Below are 22715 nucleotides of genomic sequence, written 5' to 3' on the forward strand. Positions count from 1 at the left end.
CTGCTTTTGCAGGAATTTTTTCTGTGCTGCAATCACCGATGGGGCACGCCGCTCTTTCGAAACGCCCGCCCGGCTGACTGTGGCACCAATTCGCCGGTTCAGGCATAGGGACGGACATGAAGGAGACATTCGCGTGACCGACAAGCCCGGTACCCAAGACTGGCAGGCGGCGGCCGACAAGGAAGTGAAGGGCCGCGATCTCGATTGGCAGACGCCCGAGGACATCACCGTGAAGCCGCTCTACACGGCGGAGGATACGGAGGGGCTTGATCCCGGCCTGCCCGGCTTCGCGCCGTTCACGCGCGGACCCTATGCCTCCATGTATGCCGGCCGGCCCTGGACCATCCGCCAATATGCCGGCTTCTCCACCGCCGAGGAATCGAACGCCTTCTACCGCCGCAATCTGAAGGCGGGGCAGAAGGGGCTGTCCGTCGCCTTCGACCTCGCCACGCACCGCGGTTATGACAGCGATCATCCGCGCGTCGCGGGCGATGTCGGCATGGCGGGCGTCGCCATCGACACGGTCGAGGATATGAAGATCCTCTTCAACGAGATCCCGCTCGACCGGATGTCCGTGTCGATGACCATGAACGGAGCGGTCATCCCCATCCTCGCCTTCTACATCGTCGCGGCGGAGGAGCAGGGCGTTTCGCAGGACAAGCTGTCGGGCACCATTCAGAACGACATTCTGAAGGAGTTCATGGTCCGGAACACCTATATCTACCCGCCCGCGCCCTCGATGCGGATCATCAGCGACATCATCGGTTACACGTCCGACCACATGCCGCGCTTCAACTCCATCTCCATCAGCGGCTATCACATGCAGGAGGCGGGGGCGACGCAGGTGCAGGAGCTGGCCTATACCATCGCCGACGGAATCGAATATGCCCGCACGGCAAAGGCAGCCGGCCTCGACGTCGACAAATTCGCCCCGCGCCTCAGCTTCTTCTTCGCCATCGGCATGAATTTCTTCATGGAGATCGCGAAGCTGCGCGCCGCGCGCAAGCTGTGGCACAAGGCGATGACCGACCTCGGCGCGCAGACCGAGAAGTCGAAGATGCTGCGCACCCACTGCCAGACCTCCGGCGCGTCGCTGACGGAGCAGGACCCCTATAACAACATTGTCCGCACCGCGTTCGAGGCGATGGCCGCCGCGCTCGGCGGCACGCAGTCGCTGCACACGAACAGCTTCGACGAGGCGATCGCGCTGCCCACCGATTTTTCCGCCCGCATCGCGCGCAACACGCAGCTCATCCTGCAGGAGGAGACGGGCATCACCAACGTCGCCGATCCGCTCGGCGGGTCCTATTATGTGGAGGCGCTCACCAAGGACCTCTACGACAAGGCGCTGGAGCTGATCGACGAGGTGGAGGCGGCCGGCGGCATGACAAAGGCGGTCGCCGCCGGCATTCCCAAACGCCATATTGAGGAGGCCGCCGCCGCGCGCGCGGCCCGCTTCGACCGCGGCGAGGACGTCGTCATCGGCGTCAACAAATACCGCCTCGAAAAGGAGGACGACCTCGAAACGCTGGAGGTCGACAATGTGCGCGTGCGCGCCGGCCAGATCAGCCGGCTGGAAGCCAATCGGGAGGGGCGGGACGAGGATGCGTGCCGCGCCGCCCTGGATGCGCTGCGGGACGGCGCGAAGGGGGACGGCAACATGCTCGCCCTGGCCGTGGAGGCCGCCCGCGCCCGCGCGTCGCTCGGCGAAATCAGCCAGGCCATGGAGGATGTCTTCGGCCGCTACGATACACAGCCGGCCCCTGTGAAGGGCATTTACGGCGGCGCTTACAAGGGCGATCCGGTCTGGCAGCGCGTCGTCGACGGTGTCGAGGCTGTCTCCGCGCGAAAGGGCCGCGCTCCGCGCCTGATGGTTGCGAAGCTGGGGCAGGATGGGCACGACCGGGGTGCCAACCTGATCGCCTCCGCCTTTGGCGACCTCGGTTTCGATGTGGTGTCCGGTCCTCTGTTCCAGACGCCGGAGGAGGCGGCGGATCTCGCCATCGAACGGGATGTCGATGTCATCGGCGCGTCCAGCCTGGCGGCGGGTCACAAGACGCTGATCCCGGAACTCATCCAGATCCTGAAACGCCGCGCGCCGCACATCCGCGTTATCGCCGGCGGTGTCATTCCGGCAAAGGACTACGACTTCCTCTACGACAAGGGCGTTGCGGGCGTGTACGGCCCCGGCACCAACATCGTCGCGGCGGCCGGCGACGTGCTGCGTCTTCTCGGCCACAATCTGCCGCCGGAGGGCCTCGACGAGGCCGCGGAATAGCCGGACGTTCCCGCGCAGGAACCGGCCGCGTATCCCGCGGGTTTTTACCATGCGGGGTGCGTAGAGGAGTTGCGTACCTGTGGGCAGGCCCCAAACCAACCAGCGCGGCGAGGAGGACTACGACGTCGCGGATTTCTACGATTTCGACGGCGAGGGGGCCTTTGGCAGCGAACCTCTGCCGTGCTGCGAGGTCGACGAGGACGGCCTCGATTCCGATCTGATCGAATGAATTTAGATCGCCCCGGCCGGACCGCCGCTTTAATCGGCCAGGCTGATGCCGATGCGCAGGCGCGTCACCTTGCGATCATATTCGAGGAGGTTGTCGCCATAGCCGGTGAACAGTTGTGCATGGGCGCGCAGGTTCAGATTGCCGATGAAACCGCCGGTGATGGGATAGCTGGCATCCGTCTGCAGGCTGCCCCGGCCGGTGCCGACGAAGCCGATGGCCCGCGCTTCCAGCCGGGCGCCATCCTCGCGCAGCAGCGACAGGCGGAAGCTCGTATTGCCCCGAAATTCGTCGATGTCCGGATTGTCCTCCAGATCGCCGAAATAGAACCAGGCGCGGGGGGCGGCGGTCAGATGATAGCCGCCCCCGACGGGCAGCGTCACCGACGGTTCGATATAGGTTTCGTTGAAGCTGCGCGACGCCGGTTCTTCCCGGCCGTTCGACTGGTGGCGGATGCCGGCCTGCACGTTCAGCGCCGGCCGTTCCAGCGATTGCAGGAACCGGTCGCTGCGATAGCGATAGAACAGCTCCGGCTTGAAATCGATGGACCGGAACGGGCTGCTTTCCTGCGCCAGGTCCCAGAACATGGTCTGCGTATATCCGAAATAGACGCCGCGCAGGAATGACCAGCGCATGGCCGCGTCCCCGTCCGGATCGACCAGCGCATATTTGAAACTGAATTGCAGCTTCGCATTGGCGGGGCTGAGGCCCAGCACCGCGTAAACGGGCTGGTAGGTCGAAAAATAGCTGCGTTCCTCGAACGTCTCTTCGGGGGTGGTCACCGCCAGCGCCTCGGCGGCCGGCGTTGCGATGCTGGTGGGCGCTGCGGCCAGTTCTGGCGCGGGCCCTGTTGCCATTTCGCCCCTCATGCCCGCATCCGGGGCGGCGGCAAGGGCCTCGTTTGTGGCGTCGGCGGGTGCCGCAACGGCGGTAAGCTGCGCGGCCGTCTGCCAGGGCGCGGGCAGCGTCAGGGAGACGGTCGTGCCCGGCTCCGGCGCCGCACCGGAGATGTCGTAGACCATCCGGGCAAAGGCGCTTGGCGGCACACCCTCCGTCCCGTCGCGCCGGGTTAGCACCACGGGTACGGTCCGCCCGCCGATCGTCATGTCCGCATCGATGCGCGGCGGCGGCACCAGCCGCTCGGCGGTCTCGTTCAGGAAGACGAGTGTGACGGAGGCGCCGGCGGGCGAGACGATCAGGTCCGGCTTCACGAGGGTTTCCGCGTTGGCCGCTTGCGGCAGGGCGGCGGCAAGCAGCGCCGCTGCGAGAGAGATGCGAATCGTCACGGGGCCCAGACCTAGCAGCATTCGGGGAAAAGGGCGCGCAGGTCCGTTCGGGTGCGCGCGCCCATGCTATCAGCCCCCGTTCAGCGCCGCCAGCGTCTTGGCGAAGCGTCCCTCGCGCTCGGCATTGCGCAGAAAGCCGACCCGCTCGGTGCAGATCTCGTCCGGCACCGCGTCTCCATCGATGATCCCCATCGTCTCCGCGATGAAATCGTCCAGCGGCATCGCGTTCGGGTTCTCGGCATGGCCCGGCATCAGGTCCGTCTGCACGGCCGGCGGTACGATTTCGTGAACCGCGATGCTGGTGCCGCGCAGCTGTTCGCGCAGCGCCACGGAATAATTGTGGATCGCGGCCTTCGTCGCGTCATAGGTCGGCGTTGCGCTCAGCGGGACGAAGGCAAGGCCGGACGAAACCGTGACGATATAGGCGCCGGGACGCGACAGCAGATGCGGCAGCAGGTGCTGCGTCAGCCGGATGGGGCCGAGCAGGTTGGTCGTCACCGTTGCCTCCGCATCGGCCAGGCTTTGCGGCGCCGCCTTCATATCCTCCGCCTTCATGATGCCGGCATTGTGGATGACCGCGTTCAGATCGGGATAATCCCGTGTCAGCCGCTTCGCCGTCTCCTCGATGGCGGCGGCGTCCTGCATGTCGAGCTGCGCCCATTCCATGCCGGGATTGGCGTCCGCGACCGCCTTCAGCGCGTCTTCGCGGCGGCCGGTGATGATGACGTTGTTGCCGCGCCTGTGGAATTCCTCCGCCAGCTTCTGGCCGATGCCGGCATTGCCGCCGGTGATCAGAATGGTGTTTCCGCTCTTCAGCATGGGCTTGCTCCTCAAGGGTTGGGGTTCAGGCTCCGGATCTATGAAAACGCGTTCCGATTGGAAGAAGGCACCTGAAATATCTATACTTACCCAAAAGAGAGCGTAATCGAAGGGAAGCTGAGGCGATGACCAAGCTGGGCGACTATACGCCGGCCGACCGTGTGCGGGCCGCGGCCATAAGGGAAACGGAGCCCCCGGCCGAAATCGACCCACGCGTGGATGCCCTCGTTGCCGACATGATCGGCCGCGTCGCCGACAAATGGTCGATGGTCATCCTGGAGGTGCTGGAGGAGCATGGCGAGCTTCGCTTCACGCGCCTGGGCGAGAAGGTCGCTGGCATCAGCCAGAAGATGCTGACCCAGACGCTCCGCCGCATGGAGCGCGACGGCCTGATCGTCCGCACCGTCCACCCGGTCATTCCGCCAAGGGTGGAATACCGGCTGACCGATCTCGGCCGCAGCCTCGGCCGCGCCTTTTGCGGCGTCTGGATCTGGGCGGAGGACCATCTCGGAACGATCGAGGCGGCTCGCCGCGACTTCGACGCCCGGCAGGATGGGCAGGCCTCCCGCTCCGTCGCCTAGCCGGTCAGTTGCGAGAGGAAGCGCCGAATCCGGCGCGCGTTCGTGCCGAGGTCGCTGCGCCCGACGCGCGAGCGGGAACGCATATCCACCTGCGTCCGCCCATCGCCCGCGCTGCGCAGGCGCACGGCAATATCGTCCTTGAAGCGGAGCAGCCGTGTGGTTGCCACCGCCTCGATCTGACCGGCGCCGAGGTCGCGGGCCACGATATGCCAGCCTGCCGCTTCGCATGCCTCTACCGCGCGGCGGAAGGCTTCGTCTCGCGGCATGGCAAGGACGGCACCGCCGGCCAGGCCCGGATAGGCATCTCGATGCGCCGCCGTTTTTGCGGGATCAAAATGTGCCGGTCCGTTTCGCTGCAGCACGAACCGGGGCGGATCGGTCAGGTCGGTCGTGATGTCGTTCAGCATCAGCCGGCGCCTTGCTGCAGATCCCGCAGAAAGGCGCGGATACGGGCCGCGTTCGCCCCCAGATCGCTTTGCCCGACGCGGGAGAGGGAGCGCATGTCCACGCGCGACCCGGCTTCGTCTTCGCGGATGCGGATAACCACATCGTCCTTGAATCCGAACCAGCGCGTTTCCGCCGTCGCCTCGATGCGTCCGGCCGCCTCGTCCGCGCCAACCAGCGTCCAGCCGCGTGCGTCCACCAGCGCCAGGGCGCGGCGAAACGCGTCGTCCGGCGCCGCGTCCAGCGTCAGCGGCCGGATATCGGCATAGGCCTCCCGCTGCTGCGCGGATATTGCGGGATCGTAGTCCGCCGGATTGGCCGCATTCACGCGGGCGGGAAGCACATCCCGAAACGCGGGCGGGTCGTCCATGTCCGTGGAAATATCGTGGATGGGCGGGACGGTGCGGGCCGTCATCATCAGCGACAATGACCAGGCAAAGGCAATGCCCCCAACCGCCAGTGCAACAAGCGGCATTCCCTTCGGTCTGGCCCGGATCAGGGCGACGACCAGCGCGGCGGCGGCAAGCAGCGTGAAGAGGCCCGCCGCCATGGCACCCCATCGCAGCAGCGACAGGGCGGCGCGGTAATCGACCCCCATGCGGTGAAGCGGCCCCGCCAACAGGACCGCCGCTGCCGATAGCGCGGCACCCAGCAGGATGAACCGCGCAAATCCATTGCCTCTCATGACCACCTCCCCGCTCGCCGGTGCTTCTTCGCTTTGCGGCAGACTCGGGCGCTTGGCAATGCGAGTGGCAGGCCGCCGCCGCCAGCGCGGGGCTTCAGGCGCTGCGCATTCCGGCCAGCCGCCCGGCGATGATCTCGTCCGCTTCCTTCATGATCCGGTCGACCAGTTCCTTCACCGTCGGCACGTCGTCGATCAGGCCAGCGACCATGCCGCAGCTCCAGGCGCCCGCATCCATCTCGCCCTCCTGCATGATCTTCGGATAGACACCGGCCACCTGTTCCAGAATGTCCGTGATCTTCAGGTCGGCGCCTTTCTCGCGCTCGATCGCCAGAATCTCGTCGACCGCCTTGTTGTCGAGCACGCGCTCCGTGTTGCGCAGCGGCCGCATGACAAGGCGCGTATCGAGTTCGCTGGCCTTAACGATGGCATCCTTCACATTCTGGTGCACCGGCGCCTCCTTCGTGGCGATGAAGCGCGTGCCCATGTTGATGCCCTCCGCGCCCATGGCCAGGCTGGCGACCAGGCTGCGCGCGTCCGCTTGGCCCCCCGATGCGACGAAGGGGATCGTCAGCTCGTCCGCCGCGCGCGGCAGCAGGATCATGTTCGGCACGTCGTCCTCGCCCGGATGGCCGCCGCATTCGAAGCCGTCGACCGACACCGCGTCGCAGCCGATGGCCTCCGCCTTCAGGCTGTGCCGCACGCTGGTGCATTTGTGGATCACCTTGATGCCGGCATCCTTCATCTTCGGCATCCATTTTTCGGGATTGCGGCCCGCTGTCTCGACGATACGCACGCCGCCGGCGATGATCGCGTCGATATATTCTGCATAGGGCGGCTCGGAAAAGCTGGGCAGGAAGGTCAGGTTCACGGCAAAGGGCTTGTCCGTCAGGTCGTTGCAGCGCGCGATCTCCGCCGCCAGCTTTTCCGGCGTGCCCTGCGTCAGCCCGGTAATGGTGCCAAGGCCGCCCGCATTCGACACGGCGGCGGCCAGTTCCGCCAGCCCGACGAAGTGCATGCCCCCCTGAATGATCGGGTGCTCGATGCCGAACAGTTCCGTGATGCGTGTCTTCATGCTCGGTCCTTCCCCGCGGTCATTTCCCGTTCCGTCCTCCCGCAGCGGCGCGCCCGCCGCTACTCCCATATTCTGCGGGGCGGGCGCGGATTGCGGCTGCGGCGACCCCCCTGATAGAGAGGGGGGCATGACAGACCCCGCCGACCGGCCGCGCCCGCGGCGCTCCGCCCTCTACATGCCGGGTGCCAATGCCCGTGCCCTCGAAAAGGCACGCGGCCTTCCCGCCGACGTGCTGATCTTCGACCTTGAGGATGCCGTCGCGCCCGACGCGAAGGACCTGGCCCGCCGGCAAGTGGCGGAGGCGCTGAGGACGGGCGGCTATGGCCGGCGAGAACTTGCCGTCCGCATCAACGGCATCGGCACGCCCTGGCACGAGGGCGATCTCGCCATGGTGCGCGGGGCGAGGCCCGACGCCGTCGTCCTGCCGAAGGTGGAGGATGCGGATGCGGCGGGCATAGAGGCGGATGGCCTGCCGCTCTGGGCGATGGTGGAAACGCCGCGCGCCATTCTCGCCCTGCCGCGGATCGCTGCGGCGGCGTTTCCGGTCCTCATCGCCGGCACCAACGACCTCGCCAAGGATCTGCGCGCGCCGCTGGTACCCGGCCGCGCCGCGCTGCAAACGGCGCTGCAGAGCCTCGTTATCGCCGCCCGCGCGCATGGCCGCACCGCGCTCGACGGCGTCTTCAACGACATCGGGGATGCAGAAGCGATGGCGGCGGAATGTGCTGAGGGCGCCGCGCTCGGCTTCGACGGCAAGACGCTGATCCACCCCTCGCAGCTTGCGGCGGCGAACGCGGCCTTCGCGCCGGACGCGGATGCCGTCCGGGATGCCCGCGCCGTCATCGCCGCCTTCGCCGCGCAGCCGGATGCCGGCGTTCTGAAGGTGGACGGCCGCATGACCGAGCGGCTTCATCTGGCGGAGGCGCAGCGCATCGACGCGCTCGCCGCCGCCATTGGCCAATCCGATCAGGAGATGTCTTCATGACCAGCGCCGACCCCGTCCTCTACGAACAGGACGGCCACGTCGTCACGATCACGCTCAACCGGCCGGACATGCGCAATCCGCTGGCGGAGGACGTCATCGCCGCCCTGATCTCCGCGCTTCTGAGGGCGGAGGGCGACAAGGCCGTCCATTGCGTCGTCCTGACCGGCGCCGGCAAGAGCTTCTGCGCCGGCGGCAATCTCAACGAGATCCGCAAGCTGTCCGCCGAAAAGACGCCGCTCGAAATCGCGGACTGGTACCGGGACGGCATCCAGCGTATCCCCCTGACCTTTGAAACTCTGTCCGTCCCCGTGGTCGCCGCGGTGAACGGCCACGCCATCGGCGCCGGCTGCGACCTCGCCTGCATGGCCGACATCCGCATTTGCGGGGAGGGTGCGCGCTTTGCGGAGAGTTTCCTGCGCGTGGGCATCATTCCGGGCGATGGCGGCGCCTGGCTCCTGCCCCGCATCGTGGGTCATGCCCGCGCCATGCACATGCTGCTGACGGCGGAGGGTGTGACGGCGAAGCGGGCGCTGGACTGGGGCCTCGTCACGGAAATCGCATCCGATGCGGACCTTCTGTCCCGCGCGCAGGCGCTTGCCGCCGCCATCGCCGCCCAGCCGCCCGCCGCCACGCGGGAGGCGAAGCGCCTGATGCTGAAGGCGCGCGCCCAGAGCCTTGCGGACAGTCTGGCGGAGGCGGCGGTCATGCAGGGCGTCCTGCAACAGGCCGCCGATCATCAGGAGGCAGTGGCCGCGATTCTCGAAAAGCGAAAGCCGAGCTTCGAGGGGCGCTAATCTCGTTAATTGCGATTGCGGGCCGCACTCCCTACTTTGTGCGGGCAAAGGGAGAAGCGGTCTTACATGTTGGAAACGAGTGACGCGGCGGAAAGGCCGGCGGATGCGCCTGCGTCCGATTTCACCCTTGACGCCGGCTTTCTCCCCAGCATTCTGGAGGTCGTCTGTCGCAATACCGGGATGGGCTTTGCAGCGGTCGCCCGTGTCACGGCCCACGAATGGGTCGCCGCCATGGTGAAGGACGACATCGACTTTGGGTTGTCCGCCGGCGACGAGCTGGATATCGATACGACCATCTGCAAGGAAGTGCGTGCCTCGCGCGATCCGGTCTTCATCGAGAATGTCGCTCAGAGTCCGCACTGGAGCGCGCATCCGACGCCGGCCCGCTACGGGTTTCAAAGCTACATATCCATGCCGATTTTTCGGCCGGGCGGCGCGTTTTATGGCACTTTATGCGCGATCGACGTTCATCCGCGCGCCATAGACCGGCCCGAGATCGTCAACATGTTTCGGCTGTTCGCGGATTTGATCGGCCATCATCTCGATGCGCAGGAACGTCTCGCGACGAGCGAGGCGAACCTTGCAACGAGTGAGGCGAACCTTGCAACGAGCGAGGCGAACCTTGCATCGAGTGAGGCGAACCTTGCAACGAGTGAGGCGAACCTCGCCACCAGTCAGGCCAGTCTGACGGACGAGCGGGCGACGCCCGAACTGCGCGAGCAGTTCATTGCCGTCCTCGGCCACGATCTGCGCTCTCCGCTTTCGGCGCTGACGTCCGGCATTTCCATCCTCGCTCGTCAGCCGCAGTCCGAAAAATCCGGTCAGATTTTGACGTTGATGCGGCAGAGTTCATCGCGGATGAGCGGCCTGATCGACAATGTCCTCGATTTCGCACGTGGCCGTCTTGGCGGTGGAATCTCGCTGGATCGGCAGCCGGTCGACATGACGGCGCTGCTGGCGGAACTGGTCGAGGAACATCGTTCGTCCCACCCGGACCGCCAGATCCGCCTCGATTGCCCCCGCGACCTTTATCTGAACTGTGATCCGCGCCGCCTGTCGCAATTGGTGTCGAACCTGCTGGGCAATGCCTTGACGCATGGATCGTCTGCCGAACCCGTGCGCGTGGTCTGCCAGCAGAATGATGGGTTCACCCTGTCGGTCGCCAATGGCGGCGCCGCCATTTCGGACGGCGCGCGCGCTCGCCTGTTTCAACCCTTCAAGCGCGGGGGGCAGGGCAACAGCAGCGGCGACGGCCTGGGTCTCGGCCTTTATATCGCCTCACAGGTCGCCATTGCGCATGGCGGCGCGCTCAGCGTGAAATCGGATGAGCAAGAGACGGTCTTTACGCTCAATATTCCCGCAGCCGCCTAGAAAAACGCGTATGCCTCTTTAATTCTTCGGGCGGATCGTGTATATAGCGGTCAGCTAAAGTCGCAATTCGACGGTTTTTGGCGCTTTGCGGCCCTTCTTCCTTCTATCGCTACCAGAGGCTACCTGCGGCTGAACACGCGGCCCGGGAATATGATTTGATACAAGGAAGACAATTATGCCTATCGGCACCGTAAAATTCTTCAACGCTGACAAGGGTTATGGGTTCATCGCGCCGGAAGATGGCGGCGACGACGCGTTCGTGCACATCACGGCGGTCGAGGCGGCCGGCATGCGCACGCTCGATAAGAACCAGCGCGTATCCTACGATCTGGTTCAGGAGCGCGGCAAGACCGCCGCTGCGAACCTCAGCGCCGCTTAAGATCCGCCCGAGCCATCGGGACTGAAAGGGGGAGGGCCGCGGCTCTCCCCCTTTTTTGTTGTCCGGGGGCGCGGCGCATCAGCCGGTAGAACCGCCCTTTCGCAGACCGTCAGCTTGACGACAGACCTCGTCCTTGCGTCCGAGATGTTCGCGAAAGGCGGGCCGCGGACCGCCTGCGTTCACGTCGGCCGCCGGCGCATTGCCGCCGTCCGCCCGCCGTTCACGCCGGAAGAGGAGGAGCGGTCGCTTCTCCAGGCTTGGATATGGAAAGCCAGACCTCGATGGAGGGGTCGTGAAACCCCGGCGAACGGTCGTCATGAACCGCCGTTCGTTGGAGTCTTTCCTCGCCAGGCAAGAGAGAAGGCCCTGCGACAAGTCGGCCCCGCCGCAGGACCCCTGACCCTCTCGGGTGCGCGCGGCGGTGCGGCGTGGTTGAAAACGTCGCGCCGAAACCACTGCGCTGATCCTCAAAACGCGCGAACGTCCGGAAAGACGCTGTCGCTGCCGAAACGATCGGCGGCGGGCGATTGATCTGTCGCCGCCAGAGGGCGTTTCACCGAATCCGCAGAAAAAAGAGCCCGGCGGAACATCGATCCACCGGGCTCTTCCCCCTTTTATGCAGACGCCTCCTCAGAAACGGCCGCGAACGGTGACGCCATAGGTGCGCGGTTCGGCGAGGAAGGCCGAATAGGTCTGGTTCGGCGCAATGAACGGCGTGTTGAAGCCGACCTGCGTATAATCCTCGTTGAACAGGTTCTGACCCCACAATTCGACGGCCCAGGCCTCCTCGGGACCGCGAATGCCGATGCGTCCGTTCACCAGGACGAAGCCATCCTGTTCCTTCGCCGGCAGCAGGTCCGAACCGGTATTATAATCGCTGGTCACGCGGGCGTTCAGATAGAACAGGCCGCTGAGGCCGCTATTGCCGATCGGCGGCGCCCAGGACACGGAACTGGTGACGACGGTTTCCGGCGCGTTCGACAGATTGTCACCCGGCAGCAGGCGCAGCGCCGGATCCAGTGCGATACCGCTGTCATTGCCCACCAGATTGTCCTCGTAAGTCGTGTCGGCATAGGTCAGCGCCGCCGTCAGGTTGAGATAGTCGGCCGGATTGATCGACGCTTCCAGCTCGACACCCTGGGAAATGACGCCGGGCTCGGTATCGCCGGCGCAGGCGCCGGTCGCCGCGCTCGCATCGGTGTCGGCATCGTCGCCGCCGTCCAACTCGTCGCAGCCATTGATGTTCTGCACCAGGAAGACCGTTCTATTGAACGTGTTCAGCTGGAAGTTCGAGAATTCCTGCCGGAACGCCGCGACGCTGAACGACATGCCGCGTGCGGCGTATTTCGCGCCGATTTCATAGGCGTCCACCTCCTCCTGGTCGAACTGCAGATTCGCCGGATCGGCCAGGGCCAGCGGGCCCAGAACGACGGCGTTGGCGGCCTGACCGTTCAGCGCCGATCGGTCGAGGTTGAAGCCGCCCGCCTTGTAGCCGCGCGAATAGCTGGCATAGGTCATCAGATCGGGGGTCGGCTTCCACGACAGCACGGCCGTTCCGGTGAACTCGCTTTCGTCGCGCTTGTCGCTGACGTCGAGGCCGTTCAGCTCCGACGTGGAATTGCCTTGGCACGAGAGCGAAATCAGGCCGGCGGCGATGCCGCTGGTCAGGGGGTTGGCGCTTTGCGTCAACGGCAACAGCGCCTCACGCTGCACGGGGCAGATCGTGTTCGTGTTGTTGAACTCGGTGTCGAGCTTCTTCGTCTCGTTGGTGTAGCGCAGGCCCAGCGTCAGATCGACCGTGTCCGTGACGTGGATGATATTGTGGGTGAAGACGGCGAAGTTCTTGCTGTTCTGCATGTAGCGCGAACCGTTGGAACCCACATCGTTGACGCTGTCGAGGCGGTTAAAGCCCGCGACGATGGCGGCACCGTCCGCGCCGAACGGCGAGATGCCGGGCGCGGCGAGGGCCGGGGCGAGCGCCGGGTTGAGGCAGCCCGCTGCCGTCGGATCATAAATCCCGGCAAGGGGGGATCCGGCGAACAGCGGCGCAAGCGAGGTTCGCGAAACGCGGCAGGTCGCGAAGCGGCCATATTCGGTGCCGAACTTCAGATTGTCGCGAACCGTCAGGTCCTCGTTCGCGAAATAGCCGCCGACCAGCCAGTCCAGCCGGTCGTCGAACAGCGAGCCCTGCAGGCGCAGCTCCTGGCTGAACGTCTCGAACTTGCGCGATCCGGCGTCCGGGCCGGGCTCGCGATAGAGAATGTCGACCGTGGTATAGTCGGTATCGCCGCCCTGCTGGTTCAGATATTCGCGGTAGCCGGTGATGGAGGTCAGCTCGATGCCGCCGAGATTCCAGTCCGCCTGCAGCGATGCGCCCCAATCTTCCGTCTTGCCCTCATAGGAACGGCCGGCGGTCGGATAGATGTTGCGGTCGTACATGTCGTCCGTGAACGCACGCGGATCCTGGCCCAGGTCGAGGAGAACCGGGATGATTGGATTCGCCGCGCTGATCAGCGGATCGCCATAACCCTGCGGGTTCGCGGCATCGCCCGACAGCGGGATGTTCGCGCCCGGCGTGCCGCCATCGATGAAGACGGCGGCGCAGCACGCCTCGTCCTTCTTCGAATAGTCGCCGATCAGGCGGAACTGCAGATCCTCCGTGGGCTCGAACGCCACCTGCCCGCGCACCAGATAGCGGTCGCGATTGTTCACCGTCGTGTCGTTGACCACGTCGTCGTAGAAACCGTCGCGCTTCGAATAGACGCCGTCGATCCGGGCCGCGATCGTGTCCGTCAGCGGGCCGGTGACGCCGCCCTCCAGCCGGTAGAAATCGTAATTGCCGTAGGTGCCCGCGCCATAGGCGCCGAAGTCGAATTCCGGCGCGGCGGTGACGATGTTGATCAGGCCGGCAGAGGCGTTGCGCCCGAACAGCGTGCCCTGCGGGCCGCGCAGCACCTCGACGCGGTCGACCGGGCCGATTTCGTTGAGCGCGGCGCCGGAGCGGGATCGGTAAACCCCGTCGACGAAGACCGCGACCGAGCTTTCCAGACCGGGATTGTCGCCCACCGTGCCGATGCCGCGGATGCGGGCGGACCCGTTGGCCTCGTTGCCCGTGGACGACACGAGCAGGGAGGGGGCGACCTGGTTCAGTTCGCGAATGTCGTTGGCGCCGGAATTCTGCAGCTGCTCGGCGGACACCGCGGATACGGAGATCGGAACGTCCGACAGTTGCTGCTCGCGCCCCTGAGCGGTGATGACGATGGTATCGGCCTGGGCGCGGGGCGAGGGCACCACGTCCACCTGCGCCGCGTCGGCACCCTCCTCGTTCTGGCCGGTGACGCCCGGATCCGCCACATCGGCGGCATCGAGCGGCTGCGTACTCGGTTCCTGCTGGGCCAGGGCCGGGGCCGACGAAATGACAACGAGCGCACAGGCGGACGCAAGCAACGCGGATTTCATGATATTTCCAAACTCCCCAAGAATTTGATGTCATGACCTCTCGCACAGGATTGCGACGACGCAAGCGCAAAAGTGAGAGCTTTCAAGCGATTCGGGAGCCTTCGTAGCGACGTTGCAACAGTAACTTTCCGGTTGTGACAGGGAGCCGCTCTTTTGTGTCGCGGCCGGGAATCGCCCTTCCGCGCACGAAAAGGGGGGCCGTGAACGGCCCCCCTCTCATTCGGTCATAAGTGCTGGACCGGCGTCAGTCGTCGTTGCCGCCGGCGATGAAGTCCGGCAGCTCGGAGGCGCCGCCTTCGTCGCTGCCACCGTCTTCGCGGCGTCCACGGCCCCGGCGGTTGCGTCCGCCCCGACCGCCTTCGCGGTCGCCGCCCCGATCGCTGCCACGGCCGCCATCACGACCACCGTCACGGCCGCGCCCGCGCGGTCCGCGGTCGCCGCGGCCCTCGCCCTCTTCGCGCGGCGGACGCGTGTCCTCCAGCTCCTCGCCCGTCTCCTGATCGACGACGCGCATGGACAGGCGCACCTTGCCGCGGTCGTCCACGGCCAGCACCTTCACCTTCACCTCCTGACCTTCTTCGAGAACGTCGGTCACCTTGCCGACGCGCTCGTTCTTGATCTCGGAGATGTGAACCAGGCCGTCCTTCTGGCCCATGAAGTTCACGAAGGCGCCGAAATCGACGATGGAGACCACCTTGCCGGTGTAGATGTGACCGACTTCCGGCTCCTCGACGATGCCCTTGATCCAGTTCATCGCCGCCTCGATCTCGTCGCCGTTCGAGGACGAGATCTTGATCGTGCCGTCATCCTCGATGTCGACCTTGGCGCCCGTCTCCGCAACGATTTCGCGGATGACCTTGCCGCCCGTGCCGATGACGTCGCGGATCTTGTCCTTCGGAATCGTCATCGTCTCGATGCGCGGGGCATGCTTGGAGACGCCTTCGCGGGCGCCGCCCAGCGCGTCTTCCATGCGCTCCAGGATATGGGCGCGGCCGCCCTTCGCCTGGTCGAGCGCGACGCGCATGATCTCCTCGGTGATGCCGGCGACCTTGATGTCCATCTGCAGGGACGTGATGCCCTCGGACGTGCCGGCGACCTTGAAGTCCATGTCGCCCAGGTGGTCCTCATCGCCCAGAATGTCGGACAGCACGGCGAACTCGCCGCTGTCTTCCAGGATCAGGCCCATGGCGATGCCGGAAACCGGGCGCTTCAGCGGCACGCCGGCGTCCATCATGGCGAGCGAACCGCCGCAGACCGTCGCCATGGAGGAGGAGCCGTTCGATTCCGTGATGTCGGAAATCACGCGGATCGTGTACGGGAACTCTTCCTTGGACGGCAGAACCGCGTGCAGCGCGCGCCAGGCCAGCTTGCCGTGCCCAACCTCGCGGCGGCCCGGCGCGCCAAAGCGGCCGACCTCGCCCACCGAATAGGGCGGGAAATTATAGTGCAGCAGGAAATGCTCGTGGCTGACGCCGTAGATGGCGTCGATCATCTGCTCGCTGTCGGCGGTGCCCAGCGTCGTCGTGCAGATCGACTGCGTCTCGCCGCGCGTGAACAGGGCGGAGCCGTGCGTGCGGGGCAGGACGGCGACCTCCGCCTCGATCGGGCGGACCTGATCCAGCGTGCGGCCGTCGATGCGCGTCTTGTCCTTGATGATCGCCTTGCGGACAATGTCGCTTTCCAGCTTCTTCACCAGCTTCAGCGTGCCGAAATATTCTGCAGGATCGGATTCCTTCAGATCGGCGAAATGATCGCGGGCCTTTTCGCGCGCGGCGTTCACCGCATCCTGGCGCTGACTCTTATTGGTGATCTTGTAGGCGGAGGCCAGATCGTCGCCGATGACGCTGCGCAGCGTTTCCAGCTTCGCGGACTTGTCCTCCACCGCATCCAGTTCCCACGGATCCTTCGCGGCCTTCTCGGCAAGCTCGATGATCGCATCGATGACGCCCTTGCCATGCTCGTGCGCGAACATGACGGCGCCCAGCATGATGTCCTCGGGCAGTTCCTTCGCTTCCGATTCCACCATCAGCACGGCGTCCTGCGTTCCGGCGGCCACCAGGTCGAGCGAGGAGCCCTCCAGATCGCGCGAGGGGTTCAGCACATATTCGCCGTCCACATAGCCGACGCGGCCGCAGGCGATCGGACCCATGAAGGGCACGCCCGAAATGGTCAGCGCGGCGGAGGCGGCGACCATCGCCAGCACGTCCGGCTCGTTCACGCCGTCATAGGACATGACCTGGCAGATCACGTTGATCTCGTTGTAGAACCCTTCCGGGAACAGCGGACGGATCGGCCGGTCGATCAGGCGGCTGGTCAGCGTTTCATGCTCGGTCGGGCGACCTTCGCGCTTGAAGAAGCCGCCGGGAATGCGGCCGGCCGCGGAGAATTTTTCCTGATAGTGAACCGTCAGCGGGAAGAAGTCCTGGCCTTCCTTCACCGACTTCGCGGCGGTCACGGCACACAGGACGACCGTTTCGCCCAGCGTCGCCAGAACGGCGCCGTCGGCCTGGCGCGCGATGCGCCCGGTTTCCAGGGTCAGCGTCTCGCCGCCCCACTGCGTCTCGACTTTGTGGATATTGAACATATCGGTTTCGTCTTTCCTCATTAGCCGGAAAACGAAGCCCATATGCCCGCCCGGCTGCCTACTGCCGCGTTATCGAAGCGCGCCCATCGCGCCCGCGGCCTTACTTGCGTGATCCCTCTTACGAAGCGGGCGCCTCCTCACGCTGGGAAGGCGCCCGCCGGATGGACATGCGCTTAGCGGCGCAGACCCAGTTTCTGGATAAGGTCCTTGTAGCGGCCCTCATCCTTGCCATTCAGATAGTCGAGCAGCTTGCGGCGCTTGTTCACAAGCATCAGCAGACCGCGACGCGAATGGTTGTCCTTGTGGTGGTCCTTGAAGTGCTCCGTCAAATTGGCGATGCGCTCCGTCAGGATCGCAACCTGCACTTCCGGGGATCCGGTATCGCCCTCTTCACGGGCATGTTCCTTGATCAGCGCTTCCTTGCGCTCGGCGGTAATCGACATCGCCCACTCCTTATGTCAAAAATTGAAGCCCCGATCGATCCGGCCCTCTCCCGCACTCAGCGAGATCAGCGCAACGGGCGTATTCTCGTCCATCGCGATATAGGAACCGTCCGGTTCGGGACGTCCGAAAAGACCCTGGCCGTGTTTCAGCCGGTGCGCCTCTTCGGGGGTTACGGATAGAGCCGGGATGTCGTCCAGCCCTGCCGTCATGGGAAGCAACACGCTCCCAAGGCCGCGGGTCTTAGCGGCATCCTCCAGATTGTCCAGCGTTATCGCCGTTTCAAGCGGGAAGGGACCGCACACCGTCCGCCGCAGCATCGCCACATGCCCGACCGTCCCCAGCGCCTCCGCAATGTCGCGCGCCAGCGACCGGATATAGGTACCCTTCGTCACCCGCGCGGACAGGGTGATGCTGTCCAGTCCATCTTCGTCCGCAGCCGCAGCCACATTCGCACCGGAGGTCGCAGCGCCGCGAGTACCTTCGCCCCGGTGGCCCCCAAGCCCGTCACCCCTGCGAAGGCAGGGGTCCACCGCGCCGCCGCCGCCATCCATCGCCCCCCCGCGCGCCTCCGCACCCATGGGCCCCTGCCTGCGCAGGGGCGACGAAGAGGAGGAAGATGAGGGTGACGTTGAGGACAAGGACGCCGCCGCACCAGCCCCCACACCGAAAGACGAGGAACGCCCCGCAGCCCCCCCATGCTCCCTCACAAAACCATCGTCGCCCCTGCGCAGGCAGGGGCCCACCGCGCCGGCGTCATCATCCACCGTGCCGCCGCGCGCCTCCGCACCGATGGGCCTTTGATTGCGCAGGGTCGACGGTAAGGGGGGCAGGGAAGGGGCCTCGACCACGCGCAAATCGTGCACCGTCACCGCACGCATCGCCAGGTCCACCGTCTCCCCGGCCCGCGCACGCTTGTAGGCGCGCTCGCCGTCCACCTTCAGCGCGGAATAGGCTGGCGGCTGCTGCTCGATGCTGCCGGTAAAGCGCGGCAGCACGGCGGCAATCTCTGCAAGCGTCGGCCGCGCAGAGGAGGTCGCGGTCACGCTGCCCTCGGCATCGTCCGTTTCCGTGGCGGTGCCAAAGGCTATGGTGAAATCATAGCTCTTGTCGCCGTTCAGCATGCGCCCGGTCAGCTTGGTCGCCTCGCCCAGCGCGATGGGCAGAACGCCCGTCGCCAGCGGGTCCAGAGTCCCGCCATGGCCCACCTTGGGCTTCTTCAGCCCCGCCGCGCGCATCAGCCGCTTCACCTTCGCCACGCCGTGTGCGGAGGTGATGCCCAGCGGCTTGTCCAGAATGATCCAGCCGTGCAGGGACATTTATGCGCCCAGGGTTTCCACGCGGACGGGCGCGGACTTGCCGGCCTGCCGCGATAATTTGCGATCGAACGTCAAGAATGTCTCCGCCCCGCGGGAGGCGGCAAGATGCATCAGATCGGCGAAATCGGCGCCGGCGGCATAGCGGTCCAGAACCCAGTCGATCTGCTCCGGGAATGGAGGCTCCACCGTTTCCAGCGAAAAGAACAGCCGCAGCGCGCCGGCAAGGTCGCCCGGCGCCGCCTGAGTGATGCTTTCGAGGACCCAGATCGTCTCCACCAACACGGTCGCCGTGACGAGGCACGGCGCCGACACGGCCGCCTCCGCCGCGGCAATCTGGCCCGGATCGTCGCGTGCAAGCAGCCGCACAAGGATGTTGGTGTCGAGCGAGCGGCTCAAGTCAGCGGAACGGGCGGGCTGCGCGTGTGCGGACAGCACCGCGCATCTCGTCGTCACTGACGGGCGGCCCCTTGTAGAGCCTAAGACGCCCAAGCTGCCGCAGCCCCTCGGCCAAGGGGACGGCCTGCCGCGTCCTCGCCTTGCGAAGCCGGAGCCCATTGGGGGTCATTTCGATGGTCAGGGCATCGCCGGGGCGAAGGCCCAGCCGGTCACGGACGTCCTTCGGAATGACCACTTGTCCCTTTGCGGATAATTTCGTCTGAATGACCATGGGGTGTAAGATGCGTCTTACACAGGCCGCCGTCAAGTTACGGCTCGTTATCGTCCGCCTTGGTTTCAGTGTCGTCATCCAGATCGCGGGCGACGTCGGGGGAACGCAGCAGCGCGTCGATGCGGCTGGCCTCCGCATAGCTTTCGTCCAGCCGGAATTTCAGTTCCGGCGTGTATTTCGTCGACAGGGCGCGCGACACTTGGCCGCGAAGGAAGCGGACATTCTTTCGCAGCGCCTTCAGCATCGCTTCATCGTCGCTGCCGATGGCCTTCACGAAGGCGGTTGCATGGCGCAGGTCGGGCGACACGCGCACCTCGCTGACCGAAACGATCATGCCGTCCAGCACCGGATCGTTGACTTCCCCACGTTGCAGCACCTCGGCGAGCCGGTGCCGGATCTGCTCGCCGATCTTCAGCAGGCGGACCGATTTCCCCTCGGCGGATTCCGTGTGTTTCATGCTCGCTTCCAGTTCTTGCGCATGTCCGCCAGAGCGGAAAGATCCCGGACATGCCGTGCCGTGCCGCCGCCGCTCTCATTCGGACGAGAGCGGCGGTACGGCGCGGCAAACGGGCCATGCGGGCCGGAACGACGTCCTTACAGGACCCGCTCGCGCTCCTCGACCTCGAAGGTCTCCAGATAGTCGCCCGGCTGGATGTCCTTGAAGCTGTCGAACACGACGCCGCATTCCAGACCCGCGCGCACTTCCTGAACGTCGTCCTTGAAGCGGCGAAGGCTTGCGACCTTGCCGTTGTAGATGATGACGTCGTCGCGCGTCAGGCGGGTGCGGATGCCCTGCTTGATGATGCCGTCGGTGACCAGCAGGCCGGCGGCCTTGCCCGTCTTGCCGGCGGGGAACACCTCCTTGACCTCGGCGCGGCCGACGACGTTCTCGATCCGCTCCGGACCCAGCTGGCCGGCCATGGCCAGCTTCGTCTCGTCGATCAGGTCGTAGATGACGTCGTAGTAGCGCAGTTCCGCGCCCTTCTGCTCGGCCACTTCACGGGCTTTCGCGTTCGGGCGGACGTTGAAGCCATAGATCGGCGCACCGCTCGCGGCCGCCAGCGTGACGTCGCTTTCCGTGATCGCGCCGACGCCCGAATGCAGCACGCGGACCTTGATGTCGTCCGTCGACAGGCCGTGCAGGGCGGAAACGATCGCCTCGACCGAACCCTGTACGTCACCCTTGACGACGACGGCATATTCCTGCGCCTTGTCGGACAGGGCGCCGAACAGCGCATCAACGCTGGTGGGTGCGGTGGCGAGGCGCTTCTTCTTCATCTCGCCGGCGCGGTACTCGGCGACCTCGCGGGCGCGGGCATCGCTCTCGACGACCGTCAGATTGTCGCCGGCCATCGGCACACCGCTGAGGCCCAGCACCTCGACGGGCTTCGAGGGACCGGCTTCCTTCACCTGCTTGCCGTGTTCGTCGACCAGCGCGCGCACCTTGCCCTGCTCGGCGCCCACGACGAAGATGTCGCCGCGCTTCAGCGTGCCCTTGTTGACCAGCACGGTGGCGACCGGGCCGCGGCCCTTGTCCAGCTTCGCCTCGATCACGGTCGCTTCGGCGTCGCGGTCTGGGTTGGCCTTCAGCTCCAGAAGCTCGGCCTGCAGGTTGATCGCGTCGATCAGCTTGTCGAGGCCCTGCTTCTTCAGGGCGGAGACTTCCACGTCCTGCACGTCGCCGGACATTTCCTCCACGATCACCTCATGCTCCAGCAGGCGCGTGCGCACCGTGGTGGGGTCGGCGCCGGGCTTGTCCATCTTGTTGATCGCCACGATCATCGGCACGCCGGCCGCCTTCGTATGCGCGATCGCCTCGATGGTCTGCGGCATCAGCCCGTCATCGGCCGCCACCACCAGGATGACGATGTCGGTGACGTTCGCGCCGCGCGACCGCATCTCGGTAAAGGCCGCGTGGCCCGGCGTGTCGAGGAACGTGATCGGACCGGAATTCTCCGGCTGGATCTGATAGGCGCCGATATGCTGCGTGATGCCGCCGGCCTCGCCGCCGGTCACGTCCGTGCCGCGCAGCGCGTCGAGCAGACTGGTCTTGCCGTGATCGACATGGCCCATGATGGTCACGACGGGCGCACGCGGCTTCAGGTCCTTCTCGTCGTCCTCCTGCCCGGTCAGGCCGATTTCGACGTCCGCTTCGCTGACGCGTTTCACGCGGTGGCCGAAATCTTCCACCAGCAGTTCGGCGGTGTCCTGGTCGATGGTCTGGTTGACCGTCACCATTTCGCCCTGCGCGAACAGCTTCTTGACCAGGTCGGCGCCGCGTTCGGCCATGCGGTTGGCGAGTTCCTGAATGGTGATCGCCTCCGGCACCACGACGTCGCGCACCTGGCGCTTCGCCTCGGCCGGGTTGAACTGGCCGCGCTTTTCCTTTTCGCGCATGCGGCGCAGGCGGGCCATGGACGGCACGCGGCTGTCCTCGCCGCGCGTGGCGGCCGAAATGGTCAGCTTGCCGGACTTGCGCTCGCCGCCGCGGCCGCGTGTCGGTGCGGCAGCCTTGCGCTTGTCGTCCTTGTCCTTGCGCAGGCCGGGGCGTGCTGCGCCGTCACTGGCGGGCGCGGCGGTGGCGGGGGTCTGCGGGGCGGCAGCGGCGGCCTTCTCGGCCTCCCGCTCCGCCTTTTCGCGCTCGGCCGCCAGGCGCGCCTCTTCGGCCTCGCGGCGGCGGTTCTCCTCCGCACGGCGCGCTTCTTCCTCGATGGCGTTCTGCTTTGCCGTGTCCTCACGGCGGCGTGCTTCCTCCGCCATGCGCAGCCGGTCTTCCTCCGCCTCGCGCAGCAGCTTCGCCTGCAGCTCCTTGCGGCTCATCGGCGTCTGCGGCGGGGCAGGGGTCGGCTTCGGCGCGGGCCGGGCGGGCTTCGCGGCCGCGCGCTTCGGAGCGGCCGGCGCAGGGGTCGGCGCCGGGGCTGGGGCGGGCTCCGCCTTCGCCTTGGGGGCTTCCGTCTCGGCCGGCTTCGCGTCCTCGGCAACCTTCGGTTCCTCGGCCGTCGTGTCCTCGGGCTTCGGCTCCGCCTTCTTCGCGGCGGGCGCGGGGGTCGGCGCCGGGGCGGGCGGCGGCGGCGTGGGCATGGGCGGGATCGGCGGCATGGCGCGCTTTTCCGGCGCGGCGGGCGCGGCCGGCGGCGCGGTGTCCTGCACCTCTTCCTTCGGCGCGTCTTCGCCCGGCTTCTTCACGAAGCGGCGCTTGCGCTCCACCACCACGGACTTTTTGCGGCCGTGAGAGAACTGCTGCTGCACCTTGCCCACATCGACCGTCTTCTTGACGCCGAGGGGCTTGCGGGTGCCGAGGGTTTTCTTTTCGTCGCTCATACAG

At 66.1% G+C, this 22715-nt stretch carries 20 protein-coding genes and 1 pseudogene; 7 read left to right on the top strand and 14 right to left on the bottom strand.

Annotation, left to right across the window (positions count from 1 at the left end):
• The first annotated feature begins 133 nt into the window (after positions 1-133).
• On the top strand, positions 134-2278 hold the full coding sequence (scpA, locus tag C725_RS08755; protein WP_038282577.1) for a methylmalonyl-CoA mutase: 2145 nt from the start codon (positions 134-136) through the stop codon (positions 2276-2278).
• 79 nt (positions 2279-2357) lie between these two features.
• Positions 2358-2507 (top strand): hypothetical protein, encoded by a 150-nt coding sequence (locus tag C725_RS16410; protein ID WP_008602034.1) that lies wholly within the window; start codon positions 2358-2360, stop codon positions 2505-2507.
• Between the two features lie 29 nt (positions 2508-2536).
• On the opposite strand, the gene C725_RS15375 is transcribed toward C725_RS16410, so the two are convergent.
• Entirely contained in the window at positions 2537-3790 is a 1254-nt protein-coding gene (locus tag C725_RS15375; RefSeq protein ID WP_008602037.1) for a phospholipase A, read from the bottom strand.
• 69 nt (positions 3791-3859) lie between these two features.
• Positions 3860-4609 carry an SDR family oxidoreductase gene (locus tag C725_RS08765; RefSeq protein ID WP_008602039.1) on the bottom strand — a complete coding sequence of 250 codons (750 nt, stop codon included), beginning with the start codon at positions 4607-4609 and terminating at the stop codon, positions 3860-3862.
• 125 nt (positions 4610-4734) lie between these two features.
• Between C725_RS08765 and C725_RS08770 the strand changes: the two genes are divergently transcribed.
• Positions 4735-5190, top strand: coding sequence for a winged helix-turn-helix transcriptional regulator (locus C725_RS08770; protein ID WP_008602041.1), 456 nt, complete (start codon positions 4735-4737; stop codon positions 5188-5190).
• On the opposite strand, the gene C725_RS08775 is transcribed toward C725_RS08770, so the two are convergent.
• The 3 genes from C725_RS08775 to C725_RS08785 form a co-directional block, all read right to left on the bottom strand.
• A complete protein-coding gene (locus tag C725_RS08775; RefSeq protein WP_008602043.1) occupies positions 5187-5597 on the bottom strand; it encodes a DUF1499 domain-containing protein in 411 nt (136 codons plus the stop codon). The genes C725_RS08770 and C725_RS08775 overlap by 4 nt on opposite strands.
• Entirely contained in the window at positions 5597-6319 is a 723-nt protein-coding gene (locus tag C725_RS08780) for a DUF1499 domain-containing protein (RefSeq protein WP_008602044.1), read from the bottom strand. The genes C725_RS08775 and C725_RS08780 overlap by 1 nt, the downstream gene beginning before the upstream one ends.
• Positions 6320-6413: 94 nt before the next feature.
• The gene (locus C725_RS08785) at positions 6414-7391 is read right to left on the bottom strand and encodes an NAD(P)H-dependent flavin oxidoreductase (RefSeq protein WP_008602045.1); all 978 of its coding nucleotides are present in this window, start codon (positions 7389-7391) and stop codon (positions 6414-6416) included.
• Positions 7392-7518: 127 nt separating this feature from the next.
• Here C725_RS08785 and C725_RS08790 point away from each other — a divergent pair, with 127 nt between their 5' ends.
• From C725_RS08790 to C725_RS08805, 4 genes are all read left to right on the top strand, one after another.
• Positions 7519-8376: an HpcH/HpaI aldolase/citrate lyase family protein gene (locus C725_RS08790; protein WP_008602046.1), complete on the top strand. Its 858-nt coding sequence runs from the start codon at positions 7519-7521 to the stop codon at positions 8374-8376.
• Entirely contained in the window at positions 8373-9170 is a 798-nt protein-coding gene (locus tag C725_RS08795) for an enoyl-CoA hydratase-related protein (protein WP_008602048.1), read from the top strand. Before C725_RS08790 ends, C725_RS08795 begins: the two co-directional genes overlap by 4 nt.
• A 66-nt stretch (positions 9171-9236) precedes the next feature.
• A complete protein-coding gene (locus tag C725_RS15380; RefSeq protein WP_008602050.1) occupies positions 9237-10541 on the top strand; it encodes a GAF domain-containing sensor histidine kinase in 1305 nt (434 codons plus the stop codon).
• Positions 10542-10716: 175 nt separating this feature from the next.
• Complete coding sequence (locus C725_RS08805) at positions 10717-10920, top strand: cold-shock protein (protein WP_008602052.1); 204 nt, start codon at positions 10717-10719, stop codon at positions 10918-10920.
• A 630-nt stretch (positions 10921-11550) separates the two neighbouring features.
• Here the strand turns inward: C725_RS08805 and C725_RS08815 are convergent.
• The 9 genes and pseudogenes from C725_RS08815 to infB all read right to left on the bottom strand — a co-directional run bounded on the left by C725_RS08815 (position 11551) and on the right by infB (position 22711).
• The gene (locus C725_RS08815; protein ID WP_008602058.1) at positions 11551-14379 is read right to left on the bottom strand and encodes a TonB-dependent receptor; all 2829 of its coding nucleotides are present in this window, start codon (positions 14377-14379) and stop codon (positions 11551-11553) included.
• 244 nt (positions 14380-14623) lie between these two features.
• The gene (gene pnp, locus C725_RS08820) at positions 14624-16963 is read right to left on the bottom strand and encodes a polyribonucleotide nucleotidyltransferase (RefSeq protein ID WP_038282578.1); all 2340 of its coding nucleotides are present in this window, start codon (positions 16961-16963) and stop codon (positions 14624-14626) included.
• 173 nt (positions 16964-17136) lie between these two features.
• Positions 17137-17406, bottom strand: coding sequence for a 30S ribosomal protein S15 (gene rpsO / locus C725_RS08825; RefSeq protein WP_008602061.1), 270 nt, complete (start codon positions 17404-17406; stop codon positions 17137-17139).
• A 15-nt stretch (positions 17407-17421) separates the two neighbouring features.
• Positions 17422-17985, bottom strand: a complete 564-nt coding sequence (locus C725_RS16840; protein ID WP_078056232.1) for a hypothetical protein — start codon at positions 17983-17985, stop codon at positions 17422-17424.
• Between the two features lie 267 nt (positions 17986-18252).
• Positions 18253-18717: pseudogene (truB, locus tag C725_RS15385) on the bottom strand (tRNA pseudouridine(55) synthase TruB); the annotation flags it as partial.
• A gap of 6 nt (positions 18718-18723) precedes the next feature.
• Complete coding sequence (locus C725_RS08835) at positions 18724-19158, bottom strand: type II toxin-antitoxin system VapC family toxin (protein ID WP_008602065.1); 435 nt, start codon at positions 19156-19158, stop codon at positions 18724-18726.
• A complete protein-coding gene (locus C725_RS08840; protein WP_008602068.1) occupies positions 19121-19390 on the bottom strand; it encodes an AbrB/MazE/SpoVT family DNA-binding domain-containing protein in 270 nt (89 codons plus the stop codon). The genes C725_RS08835 and C725_RS08840 overlap by 38 nt, the downstream gene beginning before the upstream one ends.
• Before the next feature lie 37 nt (positions 19391-19427).
• A complete protein-coding gene (rbfA, locus tag C725_RS08845) occupies positions 19428-19847 on the bottom strand; it encodes a 30S ribosome-binding factor RbfA (RefSeq protein WP_008602071.1) in 420 nt (139 codons plus the stop codon).
• Positions 19848-19984: 137 nt separating this feature from the next.
• Complete coding sequence (gene infB / locus C725_RS08850; RefSeq protein ID WP_008602073.1) at positions 19985-22711, bottom strand: translation initiation factor IF-2; 2727 nt, start codon at positions 22709-22711, stop codon at positions 19985-19987.
• Positions 22712-22715: the final 4 nt, after the last annotated feature.

It is taken from the genome of Pacificimonas flava (assembly GCF_000342165.1).
In the GTDB taxonomy this organism is placed as follows: Bacteria; Pseudomonadota; Alphaproteobacteria; order Sphingomonadales; family Sphingomonadaceae; genus Pacificimonas; species Pacificimonas flava.

Bases quoted from the DNA above. Each gene is read 5' to 3' on its own strand.
- C725_RS08790 (WP_008602046.1), top strand. From the start codon at position 7,519: ATGACAGACCCCGCCGACCGGCCGCGCCCGCGGCGCTCCGCCCTCTAC.
- C725_RS16840 (WP_078056232.1), bottom strand. From the start codon at position 17,985: ATGGGTGCGGAGGCGCGCGGGGGGGCGATGGATGGCGGCGGCGGCGCG.
- C725_RS08785 (WP_008602045.1), bottom strand. From the start codon at position 7,391: ATGAAGACACGCATCACGGAACTGTTCGGCATCGAGCACCCGATCATT.
- rpsO (WP_008602061.1), bottom strand. From the start codon at position 17,406: ATGTCGATTACCGCCGAGCGCAAGGAAGCGCTGATCAAGGAACATGCC.
- rbfA (WP_008602071.1), bottom strand. From the start codon at position 19,847: ATGAAACACACGGAATCCGCCGAGGGGAAATCGGTCCGCCTGCTGAAG.
- infB (WP_008602073.1), bottom strand. From the start codon at position 22,711: ATGAGCGACGAAAAGAAAACCCTCGGCACCCGCAAGCCCCTCGGCGTC.
- pnp (WP_038282578.1), bottom strand. From the start codon at position 16,963: ATGTTCAATATCCACAAAGTCGAGACGCAGTGGGGCGGCGAGACGCTG.
- C725_RS15380 (WP_008602050.1), top strand. From the start codon at position 9,237: ATGTTGGAAACGAGTGACGCGGCGGAAAGGCCGGCGGATGCGCCTGCG.
- C725_RS08770 (WP_008602041.1), top strand. From the start codon at position 4,735: ATGACCAAGCTGGGCGACTATACGCCGGCCGACCGTGTGCGGGCCGCG.
- C725_RS08765 (WP_008602039.1), bottom strand. From the start codon at position 4,609: ATGCTGAAGAGCGGAAACACCATTCTGATCACCGGCGGCAATGCCGGC.
- C725_RS08815 (WP_008602058.1), bottom strand. From the start codon at position 14,379: ATGAAATCCGCGTTGCTTGCGTCCGCCTGTGCGCTCGTTGTCATTTCG.
- C725_RS08780 (WP_008602044.1), bottom strand. From the start codon at position 6,319: ATGAGAGGCAATGGATTTGCGCGGTTCATCCTGCTGGGTGCCGCGCTA.
- C725_RS08805 (WP_008602052.1), top strand. From the start codon at position 10,717: ATGCCTATCGGCACCGTAAAATTCTTCAACGCTGACAAGGGTTATGGG.
- C725_RS08795 (WP_008602048.1), top strand. From the start codon at position 8,373: ATGACCAGCGCCGACCCCGTCCTCTACGAACAGGACGGCCACGTCGTC.
- C725_RS08775 (WP_008602043.1), bottom strand. From the start codon at position 5,597: ATGCTGAACGACATCACGACCGACCTGACCGATCCGCCCCGGTTCGTG.
- C725_RS08840 (WP_008602068.1), bottom strand. From the start codon at position 19,390: ATGGTCATTCAGACGAAATTATCCGCAAAGGGACAAGTGGTCATTCCG.